At 72.3% G+C, this 11,430-nt stretch carries 8 protein-coding genes; 4 read left to right on the top strand and 4 right to left on the bottom strand.

Annotated elements, in window-relative coordinates; all coding sequences use genetic code 11:
• The first annotated feature begins 42 nt into the window (after positions 1-42).
• From ROR02_RS09260 to ROR02_RS09245, 4 genes are all read left to right on the top strand, one after another.
• The gene (locus ROR02_RS09260) at positions 43-2,841 is read left to right on the top strand and encodes an ATP-dependent DNA helicase (RefSeq protein WP_246135480.1); all 2,799 of its coding nucleotides are present in this window, start codon (positions 43-45) and stop codon (positions 2,839-2,841) included.
• Positions 2,842-3,185: 344 nt separating this feature from the next.
• Positions 3,186-4,904, top strand: coding sequence for a methyl-accepting chemotaxis protein (locus ROR02_RS09255; RefSeq protein WP_147163741.1), 1,719 nt, complete (start codon positions 3,186-3,188; stop codon positions 4,902-4,904).
• A gap of 129 nt (positions 4,905-5,033) precedes the next feature.
• The gene (locus ROR02_RS09250) at positions 5,034-5,438 is read left to right on the top strand and encodes a tellurite resistance TerB family protein (protein ID WP_147163740.1); all 405 of its coding nucleotides are present in this window, start codon (positions 5,034-5,036) and stop codon (positions 5,436-5,438) included.
• Entirely contained in the window at positions 5,435-6,397 is a 963-nt protein-coding gene (locus ROR02_RS09245) for an NAD-dependent epimerase/dehydratase family protein (RefSeq protein WP_147163739.1), read from the top strand. The genes ROR02_RS09250 and ROR02_RS09245 overlap by 4 nt, the downstream gene beginning before the upstream one ends.
• Before the next feature lie 73 nt (positions 6,398-6,470).
• On the opposite strand, the gene ROR02_RS09240 is transcribed toward ROR02_RS09245, so the two are convergent.
• Genes ROR02_RS09240 through ROR02_RS09225 form a run of 4 tightly spaced genes read right to left on the bottom strand, consistent with a single transcriptional unit; the run spans position 6,471 to position 11,356 of the window.
• The gene (locus tag ROR02_RS09240) at positions 6,471-7,196 is read right to left on the bottom strand and encodes an ABC transporter ATP-binding protein (protein WP_147163738.1); all 726 of its coding nucleotides are present in this window, start codon (positions 7,194-7,196) and stop codon (positions 6,471-6,473) included.
• A complete protein-coding gene (locus tag ROR02_RS09235) occupies positions 7,193-9,049 on the bottom strand; it encodes an ABC transporter permease (RefSeq protein WP_147163737.1) in 1,857 nt (618 codons plus the stop codon). Before ROR02_RS09235 ends, ROR02_RS09240 begins: the two co-directional genes overlap by 4 nt.
• Positions 9,031-10,050 (bottom strand): tetraacyldisaccharide 4'-kinase, encoded by a 1,020-nt coding sequence (gene lpxK / locus ROR02_RS09230; RefSeq protein ID WP_147163736.1) that lies wholly within the window; start codon positions 10,048-10,050, stop codon positions 9,031-9,033. Before lpxK ends, ROR02_RS09235 begins: the two co-directional genes overlap by 19 nt.
• Complete coding sequence (locus tag ROR02_RS09225) at positions 10,037-11,356, bottom strand: 3-deoxy-D-manno-octulosonic acid transferase (RefSeq protein WP_147163735.1); 1,320 nt, start codon at positions 11,354-11,356, stop codon at positions 10,037-10,039. Before ROR02_RS09225 ends, lpxK begins: the two co-directional genes overlap by 14 nt.
• Positions 11,357-11,430 lie beyond the last annotated feature (74 nt).

The following is an 11,430-nucleotide window of genomic DNA, read 5'->3' as shown; positions in this document are numbered from 1 at the left end:
CAATCGGTTCATCCGATTGCCCGGGGCAGGACGGAAACCGGCATGGCAGAGGGAAGGGGGCTCCCGTATAGTCGGGCGATGACCCTGTCGTCCTCCCCTTCGTCCGCCGTTGCCCTTCCGCCCGTCCCCGCCCTGGTGGTGCAGGCCGGGGGAGGCGTGCTCTTGCATCCCGATGGCGAAATCGAAACCCTGGCCGGAGGCCGGGCCGCCGAGTCCCGCCTGAACCAGGTGCGGCCGCTGGTGTGCCATCGTCCGCACGCCGCGCGGCGCCTGGGGCTCGCGTGGTTTGCCGCCCACGATGTGCTGGAGCTGTTCGCCTTTGTGCGCCCGGCGCGGTTTTGCGCGCCGACCCCTCGTGGGCTGGCCCGGGTGATGGGGCTGCCGGTGCCGTCCTCGACCGCCGAGGAGGCCCGCACCCTGGCGTGGGCGGCGCTGGCCCTGCTCGACGACCTGGCCGTCCTGCCCCCGGGGGCGGCGACCACGGCCGAGGCCCGGGCGCTGGCCCATGCCATGGCTCAAGGGGGCTGGGCGTGGGGCGGGCCGGTGCTGGCGGCGCTGGGCGGGGCCGGCGAGGTGCCCCCTCCGGCCGCCCTGCGCCGCGCCCTGGCGGTGTGGCGCGCGCTGCCGGAGGTGGAAGAGGAAGCCCCCCTGCCCCCGCCCGGGGCCTGGCCGGTGGCCCCGCGCGAGGCCCGCGCCCGCCTGGCGGCGCTGCTGGGCACGGGGGCCGAAACCCGCCCGCAACAGGCCGATTACGCGAGCGCGGTGTGCGCCGCGTTCGAGCCGCGTCTTCAGGCCGACCAGCCGCGCGTGGTCCTGGCCGAGGCGGGCACGGGGGTGGGCAAGACCCTGGGCTACATCGCTCCGGCCAGCCTGTGGGCGGAACGCAACGAGGGCACGGTGTGGATCAGCACCTACACCCGCAATCTTCAGCGCCAGCTGGACCGCGAGCTGGACCGCCTCTATCCCGAGCCCGAGGAAAAGGCCCGGCAGGTGGTGGTGCGCAAGGGGCGCGAGAATTACCTGTGTCTTTTAAATCTGGAAGAGGCCATGGCCCGGGTCGCCACCCTGCCCACCGAGGCGGTGGCCCTGGGGCTGATGGCGCGCTGGGTGCGCGCCACCCGGGACGGCGACATCGGTGGCGGTGACTTCCCCGGCTGGCTGACCGACCTTCTGGGCACCGAGCCCACGGTGGGGCTGGCCGACCGTCGGGGGGAATGCCTGTTTTCGGCGTGCGAGCACGTGCACCGGTGCTTCATCGAACGTGCCTTGCGTCGGGCACGCCGGGCCCGGCTGGTGGTGGCCAATCACGCCCTGGTCATGGTCCAGGCGGCCCTGGGCGGGCTGGACGACGACACCCGGCCCGGGCGCTATGTGTTCGACGAGGGGCACCACGTGTTCGACGCGGCCGACGCCGCCTTTTCCGCCCACCTGACGGCGGTGGAGGCGGCCGAGGTGCGGCGCTGGCTGGTGGGCGCCGAGGCCGAGGGGGGGCGCTCGCGGGCACGGGGGCTGAAGCGGCGCATCGAAGGGTTGATCGATCCCGACGGCGAGGCCGCCGCCTTGCTGACCGAGGCCCTGGAGGCGGCCCGCTCCCTGCCCGGCCCGGCGTGGCCCACCCGGTTGGGCGGAGGAACGGCGCGGGGCGCCGTCGAGCATTTCCTGGTCGAGGTCCGCGCCCAGGTCCTGGCCCGCGCGGCCCACGCCACCGGCCCGCATTCGCTGGAAGTCGAGGTTCGCCCGCCGGCGCCCGGGCTGCTGGACTCGGGCCGGGCGGTGGCGGCGGCGCTGAGCGAAATCGTCGTGCCCCTCAAGGCCCTGGCCGGCCTGCTGGCCAAACGCCTGGACGCCGAGGCCGACACCCTGGACACGGCGACGCGCACCCGCCTGGAGTCCATGGTGCGCTCGATCGAACGGCGCGCGGTGGTGCCGCTGTCGGGATGGCAGGCCATGGCGGCGGGCCTGGGCGACCCCGAGCCTCCCGCCGATTTCGTGGAATGGCTGGCGCTGGAGCGGATCGAGGGGCGCGAGGTTGACGTGGGCTTGCATCGCCACTGGATCGATCCCACCCGGCCCTTTGCCCAAACCCTGGGGCGGCGGGCGCATGGCCTGGTGGTGACCTCGGCGACCCTGCGCGATGGGGCCGGCGAGGAGGAAAGCACCTGGCGGGCGGCCGAGGCCCGCCTGGGCCTGGGGCATCTGGGGGCGCCGGTGATCCGGGCCGCCGTGCCCTCGCCCTTCGATTACCAGGCCGCGACCCGGGTGCTGGGAGTCACCGATGTCTCGCGCGACGAGCCCGATCAGGTGGCCGCCGCCTTCCGGGCCTTGTTCATGGCCGCCGGCGGGGGGGCGTTGGGGTTGTTCACGGCGGTGGCACGGTTGAAGGCGGTCCACGCCCGTCTGGCCCCCGATCTGGAAGCGGCGGGCCTGCCTTTGTATGCCCAGCACGTGGACGCCATGGACATCGGCACCTTGATCGCCATTTTCCGCGAGGAGGAAGACGCCTGCCTGCTGGGCACGGACGCGGTGCGCGACGGGGTGGACGTTCCCGGGCGGTCGTTGCGCCTGATCGTGTTCGACCGCGTGCCCTGGCCGCGTCCGGACATCCTGCACAAGGCCCGGCGCGCCTTGTGGGGGGGGCCCGCCTACGACGACCGCCTCACCCGGCTGCGCCTGAAGCAGGCGTTCGGCCGGCTGGTGCGCCGGGCCGGGGACCGGGGGGTGTTCGTGATGCTCGATCCGCGTTTCCCGTCGCGCCTGGGCTCGGCGTTTCCGCCGGGGGTGGCGATCGAACGGGTTGGGTTGGCCGAGGCGGTGGCCATCGTGCGCGAGCACGAAAGCTAAAAGAGCCGTGCGCGAGCACGAAGGCTGAAAGAGCCGGGCGCGAGCACGAAAGCTAAAAGAGCCACGCGCGGGCACGAAGGCTGAAAGAGCCATGCGCGGGCACGAAGGCCGAAGCAACCGGGTGCGGGCGTGCATGCGCTCCCTCCTCCACCCAACACGCGCACGTTTCCGGACTCTCCGCCTTCTCCCTGCATTTTCGCGATTTAATTGAAATAAAAACCGCAGCTCTCGATTTTCGCCCATGGTATTCATGATGACCCCGTCGTCGCGCTGCATTCCCCTTTTCGCCTGTGCGCGAGGGGGGCGAGGCGAAGGGAATCCGTGTCGGAAACGGAGAACAAAAAATGTGGGGTCCGGGGAAAACAATCCGCGCCAAGATCAGCATCGCCTTTGCCGGAGTGGGCATGGCGGTGCTGCTCAGCGCGGGAGTCGGCTTGTATTACGCGGTTCAGGAAAAGAACATGGGGGAGCGCGCCATTCAGGAGCTGGCGCCCCTGATTGATGCCGTCATGGAATCCAAGCTGGCAACGACCGAGGCCCACCTGAAGATCGAGGAGATCATGGCGGGCGATCAAACCGAATCCATTGAAACGGTTTGGAAGCTCCTGGATCGGGCGGCCTGGTACGCGCAGGTGATCCGGTCGGGCGGCCATAATTCAGAAGGGAATTACGTCGCCTCGACCGACCCGGATGTGCTGAACGCCGTGGCCCGGGCCCAGGAAGCCCTGGACCGGTTTCGCGGCGCCGCCCAGGACCGCTACCGCCTGCTTCAGGCCGATCGGGCCGGGCAGGGACAAACGGCGGTGGGGGCGGGCTCGGCCATCGACCAGGCCTTCGACGATGCCTTTGAGCAGTTCCTGGAGATCATCGACGGCGCGGAAACGCGTATTCAGGCCCAGGTGCGCGAAGCCAGCGCCGGCATGGTGGCCCTGGGCATCGAGATGATTGTCGTGCTGGTCGTGGTTGCCTTGCTGTCCCTGGCCGGGGTCATCCTGGCGGCCTTGACCCTGGGGCGGGTGGTGTCGCGGCGCATCGCCGATCTGTCGGGGATCATGGACCGCATCGCGGCCGGCGAGCACACGACCCCCGTGCCCTATGGCGAGGCCGGCGACGAAGTGGGGGTGATGGCCCGTGCCCTGGTCAATCTGCGCGATGGCATGGCGACCATGGATCGCCTGAAATCCGAACAGGCCCGGCAGGCCGAGGCGGACCGCGCCCGGCGCGGTCGCCTGGAAACGGCGATCGCCGCCTTCGACCAGACCATTCGCGGGGTGATGAATGCCCTGAACGACGTAACGCGCACGGTTTCGGCGGCGGCCCACGATCTGGAGGGCGAGGTCCGGGCCATGGACAGCGTCAGCACCCAGGCCACGGGGGCCACCGACGAGGCCGCCACCAACGTGCAGTCGGTGGCCGCCGCGATCGAGGAACTGGCGGCGTCGGTGCGCGAGATTTCCCAACAGGCGGCCAAGTCCTCGGCGGCGGCCGCCGGCGCGGTGCACGAGGCCGACACGGTGGGCTCCACCATGGACACCTTGCTGGGCACCGCCGAGGCGATTGGCACGGTCATGGGCCTGATCACGGACATCGCGGGGCAAACCAACCTGCTGGCGCTCAACGCCACCATCGAGGCCGCCCGGGCGGGCGAGGCCGGCAAGGGCTTTGCCGTGGTCGCCGGCGAGGTGAAAAGCCTGGCCGGCCAAACCCAGAAGGCCACCGAGCAGATCAGCGGCCAGGTCGAGGCCATTCAAAAGGCCTCGCGCGAGGCTGTGGCGGCCATTGCCACCATCACCCGTTCCCTGGCCGAGATGGAAGGCATGGCGGCGTCGATTGCCTCGGCGGTCGAGGAACAGGGCGCGACGTCGTCGGAGATCGCGCGCAACGCCGATCAGGCGTCGTCGGCGACCGAGCGCGTCGCGGGGCAGATCGGGGCCGTGCGCGCCGGCGCTGGCACGGTGGCCCAGGCCCTGCGGACCCTGACCCAGGCGGGCGACCGCCTGGGCGAGCAGACCGGGGCTCTTTCGCGCGCCGTCGAGGGGTTCTTGCACGACGTGCGCGCGTGATCCCCCGTTGAACAGAGCGGGTCAGGGGATCCTTGACGACGGGCCCCCTGGCCCGGATAGGATGGCAAATGGTCCTGGATCCCGGGGAAAAATCCCCAAGATCCGCTCTCGAAGCCCCCAGGAGGCGCTATGCTCAACTATCAGGCGGCCTTGATTTACGCCATGGTGCTGGTCTCCGCCGTTGATACCGAGATGTCCGACGAAGAGTTGCTGATGATCGGCAACATCGTGCGCACCTTGCCGGTGTTCCGTGACTTCAACCTGGAGGACCTGCCCGCCGTGGCCAGTGCCTGCGCCGGCATCCTGGAAAAGGACGAAGGGCTGGAGGAAGCCTTCGCCCTGATCGACGCCAGCCTGCCCGCCCGCCTCAAGCCCACCGCCTACGCGCTGGCCTGCGACATTGCCGCCGCCGATGGCGAGCTGAGGCAAGAAGAACTGCGCTTGCTGGAAATCATGCGCCATACCCTGAAGATCGACCGCCTGACCGCCGCCGCCATCGAGCGCGGCACCAGCGCCCGTTTCGCGACCCCGTGACCCGGGTTCCCTCGGTCGGTCCCGACGCGCCCGCGCGGGTCCTGGTGACGGGCGCGGCCGGGTTCATTGGCCGCGCCCTGATCGCCGAGCTGCTGACGCGCCCGGCGGTGGAACGGGTGATCGCCCTGGTGCACCGTCGCGCCTTGCCTTGCCTGCCGGAAACGGGGGCGGGGCTGGAGACGCACGCCATCGACCTGCGCGACGAGGCGGCGGTGGCCGCCGTCCTGGCCCAAACCCGCCCCCATGTCGTGATCAACGCCGCCTCGCGCGGGGTCAACCCGGGGGAGGGCGATCCGGCCGGCCTGTTCGCGCTCAACGTGGCCGCCGCCGTCAGCGTGCACCAGCGGGCCGAGGCGGCCCTGGCGCGCCGCTTCATTCACCTGGGCAGTTGCGCCGAATACGGATCAAGCGAGACTCCCCTGGACGAGGAGGCTCCGTTGCGCCCCGAAAGCGCCTATGGGGCGACCAAGGCCGCCGCCTCGGTGATCTTGCGCCAGGCCGCCGAAACCGCCGCGCCCGACGCCATGGAAACCGTGGTGTTGCGTTTGTTCAACCAGTGGGGACCGGGCGAGGCCCCGCACCGCTTCGTGCCCGCCTTGCTCGAAGCCTGCGAGCGGGGCACGGTTTTTCCCATGACCGCCGGCGGGCAGGTCAAGGACTACAGCTATGTTGGCGACACGGCGGCCTGGATCGCCGACCTGGCCCTGCGGCCCGGCCGCCTCGGCGTGCCGGTGATCAACCTTGCCTCGGGGCGGCCGGGGCCGTTGCGCGATTTTGCCCGCGCGGTGGTGGCGGCGGCCGGGGCGCCCCCCGAGGTTCTGGGCCTGGGGCACCTGCCCTACCGGCCCGGCGATCCGATGCTGAACGCCGCCGATACCCGCCGGCTCGATGCCCTGCTGCCCGCCCGGCGCCATACCCCCCTGGCCCGGGGCGTGGCCGCCCTGCGCGCCGGCCGCTGACCGCCCCTGGACTCTGTCCGTTTCACGTTGAAGCGGACAGAGAGCATGAAAAGGCGAGGCCCTGGCGCGCGGTTCAGGGCGTTCCCAGGTAGCGCTGGCGCACCACCGGGTCGCGCCGCACCGCGTCGGGGGGGCCATCGGCGATGACCCGGCCATGATCGAGCACCAGAACGCGCCCGGCGTGGCCGAACACCACGTCCATGTCGTGCTCGGTGAACAGAACCCCCAGGTTTTCCTCGGCGGCGATGGCGCGCACCAGGGTCATGAGCTGGGCGCGCTCGGCCGGGGCCATGCCCGCCACCGGTTCGTCCAGCAGCAGCACGCGCGGGCTCGTGGCCAGGGCCAGGGCCAGGTCGAGCCGGCGCAGGTCGCCATAGGCCAGGGCCGGCACCGGCCGGTCGGTCAGGGCTTCCAGCCCCAGGCGGGCGATCAGCATGCGCGCGCGCGCGCGGGCCCGGGCGGCGGGCAGGCACAAGGACGCCGCCAGATGCACGCCCTCGCCCAGCCCCAGGGCGCCGAAGACCCGGGGGGCCTGGAAGGTTCGTCCCAGGCCCAGGCGGGCCCGGCGGTGGGGCGGCAGGCGGGTGACGTCGCGGCCTTCCAGCCGGACCTGGCCGCGATCGGGGCGGAGCTGGCCGGCGATGAGCGCGAACAAGGTGGATTTCCCGGCGCCGTTGGGCCCGATCACCGCCAGGGTTTCCCCGGCCGCCAGGGAAAACGACACCGCGTCGACCGCGACCACGCCGCCAAAGGCGCGCGCAAGGGTGGTCGCGCTCAGCAAGGGGGCGGGCGCGCTCATGCCCGGGCCTCCGGGCGGCGGGCGAGGCGGGCGCGCACCGTGTCGCCCATGGACGCGAGACCACCGGGGAGCGCCAGGACCAACCCCAGCAAGATCACGCCCACGGCGAGGCGCCACAGGTCGGTCTGGGCGGACAGCACGGTTTTAAGGCCGGTATAGGCCGCCGCGCCCAGCACGGGGCCGGCCAGGCTGTGCACACCCCCCAGCAGCACCATGACCAGGGCATCGACACTGATCGGAACGGCCGCCAGGGTGGGAAAAACACTGCCCTTCAGGAAGGCGAACAAGGCCCCGGCCAGGCCGGTGGCGGCGCCGGCGATGACAAAGGCCTGGGCATGCAGGCGGCGCACATCCAGGCCGCAGGCTCCGGCCCGTTCGCGGGCATCGCGCGCGGCTTGCAGGCGCCGGCCAAAGGGACCGAGGACAAGGGCGCGCAAGGCCAGAAGGGCGGGGACGACCAGGGCCAGGGTCAGCCACAGGAAGGCGGGCGCCGGGGCGGCCCAGGCCGGGGGCCACAGCCCGACCAGCCCGTTGTCGCCGCCGGTCAGGGTGCCCCCCTGCACGGCCAGCGCGTGGATGATTTCGGCGAAGGCCAAGGTGAGCATGGCGAGGTAGACGCCCCCCAGGCGCACCGAGAACCAGCCGACCACCAGCCCGCCGGCCGCGCCCAGGCCGACCCCGGCGGCCAGGGCCAGGGGGAGCGGCGCCCCGGCATGGACCACGACCAGCCCGGCGCCATAGGCCCCCAGCCCCAGGAAGGCGGCGTGGCCGAAGCTGACCAGCCCGGCCGGCCCCATGAGCATCTGCAAGGCGGCGGCCGACAGGGCCAGGATCAGGGTTTCGCTCAGGATGGCCAGGCCATACTCCCCCAGAACCATCGGCGAAAGCGCGAGCGCCCCCAGCACCAGGGCGGCGCCCAGGCGCTGGGCGGGCGAGGCGGGGCTCAGCCAAGGGCCGGGCCCGGCCGGGGGGGGCGCGTCGGCGCGCTCGCGCCGGCCCAGCAGGCCTTGCGGGCGCACGACGAGGACCAGCATCATCACCAGGCCCATGGTGACCAGGGTTCCCTGGGGCACCAGGGCAATGCCATAGGCGTTGGCGAGGCCCAGGATCAGGGCGGCGAGGTAGGCCCCGGGCAGGCTGCCCATGCCGCCCACGACAACCACGACAAAGGCGCTGACGATCATCTGCACGTCAAGATCGTGGTGCAGGGTCTCGCGGGGCAGCAGCACGGCACCCCCGAGGCCGGCCAGGAGCGAGCCCAGCGCGAAGGCACCGGTGAACAGCCAGCGGTGATTGGTGCCCAGCGCGGCCACCATCACCCGGTCCTCGGTGGCGGCGCGGGCCAACAGGCCCCAGCGGGTGCGGGTGAACAGCAGCCACAACCCGGCCAGCACCACCGGGCCCAGCGCGATCAAGAACAGGTCATACAAGGGGATCCGCACCCCGGCCACGCGCACGGCCCCGGTCAGGCCGGGGGCGCGGGGGCCCAGCAGGTCCTCGGGGCCCCAGATCAGGGGCACCAGATCCTCGGCGATCAGGACCACGGCGAAGGTGGCCACCAGCTGGAACAGGTCGGGAGCGTGGTAGATCCGGCGCAGCAAGGTGACTTCGAGCAAGGCGCCCAGCACGCCAATGCCCAGCGGCGCCAGCAGCACGGCGGGCCAGAAGCCGAGCCCGAGGGGAACGGCCAGGGTCCAGGCCAGATAGGCGCCCAGCATGTACAAGGTGCCATGGGCGAAGTTCACCACGCGGGTCACGCCGAAGATGATCGAAAGGCCGGCGGCGACCAGGAACAGCGAGGAGGCACTGGCCAGACCGCCCAGGGTCTGGCCGATCACGACGACGGAGGACATGGCAACGGAAGGTCCTGGGCAGGGGGCAGGCGTCCGGCCAGGGCGCCTTGGATCAGGGCGTGGAAGGCGGCCGGGTCGTCGAAGGCCACGCGCACGCCAACCACGTCGACCTGGGGCCGCTGGTCGGGAGGCAGGCGCATGGCATCCTTGGCCGTGGTCACGGGAACGGCATCGAGCGACCAGGCTTCGTCAAGAATGGGCTGGATGTCGGTTTCGGCATAGGGGTAGTGGTCGGCGAAGGGGTGGGCGGCCACGACCTCGGCGCCCAGCGCGTGCAAGGATTCGAAGAACTTGGCCGGGCGGCCGATGCCGGCGAAGGCGACGACGCGCCGGCCGACCAGGCGGGCGGCGGAGGGGCCGGGCTCCAGGCGGGCGCCCAGGCACGGGAGGCCTTCGGGGATCCAGGCGTCGGCGCCGGTTCTGTCGGGCCCGATGCGCACCACGGCGTCGGCGCGGGCCAGCCCCACGCGGATCGGCTCGCGCAGGGGGCCGGCGGGAAGGATGCGCCGGTTGCCAAAGCCGAAGCCGCCATCCACGACCACCAGCGACAGGGCCTTGCGCAAACCGGGATTCTGGTGGCCGTCGTCCATGACCAGGGCCCCGGCGCCGGCGGCCACGGCGGCGCGGGCTCCGGCGGCGCGGTCGCGGGCGACCCAGCACGGCGCCATGTCGGCGAGCAACAGGGGCTCGTCGCCCACCTCGTCGGCGCCATGGCGGATGGGATCAATGGCCACCGGCCCCTTCAGGCGTCCGCCGTAGCCGCGCGAAAGGAAGTGTCCCTCGACGCCCAGCCCGCGCACCACGGTCATCACCGCCTGGGCCAGGGGCGTCTTGCCGGCGCCCCCGGCGGTGAGATTGCCCACGCACAACACGGGCACGCCGGGATCCACCGGGCGGCCGCGCGCCAGCCGCCGGCGGGTGGCGGCGGCGTAAAGGTAGCCCAGAGGCTCCAGCAGGCGGGCGGGAAAGGCGTCGCTGGCCCAGAATTCAGGGGTTCGCACCGGCGGCCTCCCGGCGGGGGCCCGCCGCCGGCAGGGCTTCAAGGAAGGGAGCCAGGGCCTGCACCACGCGGTCGAGCACGGCGGTTTCGCCGCTGGCCCAGGCGTGGGCGGCATGGGCCAGGCGCGCGCGCTGGTCGGGGTCGGCGAGCAAGGTGGACAGGGCGTCGGCCAGGGCGTCGGCGTTGGCGACTTCCCAGGCGCCGCCCGCCGTGCGCAGGCCCTGGGCGATATCGGTGAAGTTGCTCATTCCCGGTCCCCATAGCAGCGCGGAATCAAGAAGGGCGGGCTCCAGGGGGTTTTGTCCCCCGGTGCGCGACCCGGACTCGGGGAATGTTTTGCCCATCACGACCACGGGCGCAAGCCGGAAGTACAGCCCCATCTCCCCCATGGTGTCGCCAATCCAGATATCGGTTGCCGGGGTTGGCCAGCCGGAGGTGCGTTGCCCGACCTCCAGGCCCTGGGCGGCGAGAGCCCGCGCGATCTCGGGGGCGCGCTCGGCGTGACGGGGCACGATCACGCTCAGCAGGCCGGGATGGCGGGCCTTCAGGCGCTGGTGGACCCGGGCGATCAGGGCTTCCTCGCCCGGGTGGGTGCTGGCGGCAAGCCACAAGGGGCGCGTGCCGATCGCGGCGCGGGCGGCGGCGAGAAGGTGTTCATCGACCCCGGGGGGCGGCGCGGCCAGCTTCAGGTTGCCCAGGCAGGCGGTCCGGGGCGCGCCGAGGTCGGCGAGGCGGGCCGCGTCGCCCTCGGTCTGGCCCAGGCACAGGGAAAAGCCTTCCAGCATGCGCGAGGCCAGGGGGCGGCCCAGGCGCCAGGTGGCATGCGAGCGCGGGGACATGCGCCCGTTCAGCAGCACGCGGGGAATGGCGCGCCGGCTGGCTTCGATCAGTAAATTGGGCCACAGATCCGACTCACTCCACAAGACGAGGTCGGGGTGCCAGTGGTCGAGAAACCGGCGGGCGGCGGCCGGGGTATCGACGGGCAGGAACTGGTGAAAGGCCGGGGCGGGCAGGCGCTCGCCCATCACCCGGGCCGACGACACGGTGCCGGTGGTCAGGAGGAAGGAAAGATCGGGGCGCAGGGCGGCCAGGCGTTCGATCAAGGGCAGCAGGGCGCCGGCCTCGCCCAGGCTGGCGCCGTGCAGCCAGACCAGGGGCCCCCGGGGGCGGGGGCGCCCCGGAACCCCGAGGCGCTCGTTGAAACGAAGCGGGTCTTCCTTGCCCCGGGCAAGACGGCGGCGGAGCAGCAAGGCGATGGCCGGCCCCCCCAGGGTGGTCAGCAGGCGATAGAGGGCAAAGGAAACCATGGGGACTCCGTGGGGCGCGCGCACGGCCCGGGGCCGTCGGGCGGAAGGATCGGACCACCCGATCCATCGGGCGG

This window comes from Pararhodospirillum oryzae (assembly GCF_007992075.1).
In the GTDB taxonomy this organism is placed as follows: domain Bacteria; phylum Pseudomonadota; class Alphaproteobacteria; order Rhodospirillales; family Rhodospirillaceae; genus Pararhodospirillum; species Pararhodospirillum oryzae.
The sequence above is the reverse complement of the archived record's forward strand: the minus strand, read 5'-3'. Positions and strand labels throughout refer to the sequence as shown.

What these genes read in the sequence shown, in the direction of transcription:
- ROR02_RS09260 (WP_246135480.1), top strand. Translation starts at nt 43, where the DNA reads ATGGCAGAGGGAAGGGGGCTCCCGTATAGTCGGGCGATGACCCTGTCG.
- ROR02_RS09250 (WP_147163740.1), top strand. Translation starts at nt 5,034, where the DNA reads ATGCTCAACTATCAGGCGGCCTTGATTTACGCCATGGTGCTGGTCTCC.
- ROR02_RS09225 (WP_147163735.1), bottom strand. Translation starts at nt 11,356, where the DNA reads ATGGTTTCCTTTGCCCTCTATCGCCTGCTGACCACCCTGGGGGGGCCG.
- ROR02_RS09255 (WP_147163741.1), top strand. Translation starts at nt 3,186, where the DNA reads ATGTGGGGTCCGGGGAAAACAATCCGCGCCAAGATCAGCATCGCCTTT.
- ROR02_RS09240 (WP_147163738.1), bottom strand. Translation starts at nt 7,196, where the DNA reads ATGAGCGCGCCCGCCCCCTTGCTGAGCGCGACCACCCTTGCGCGCGCC.
- ROR02_RS09235 (WP_147163737.1), bottom strand. Translation starts at nt 9,049, where the DNA reads ATGTCCTCCGTCGTCGTGATCGGCCAGACCCTGGGCGGTCTGGCCAGT.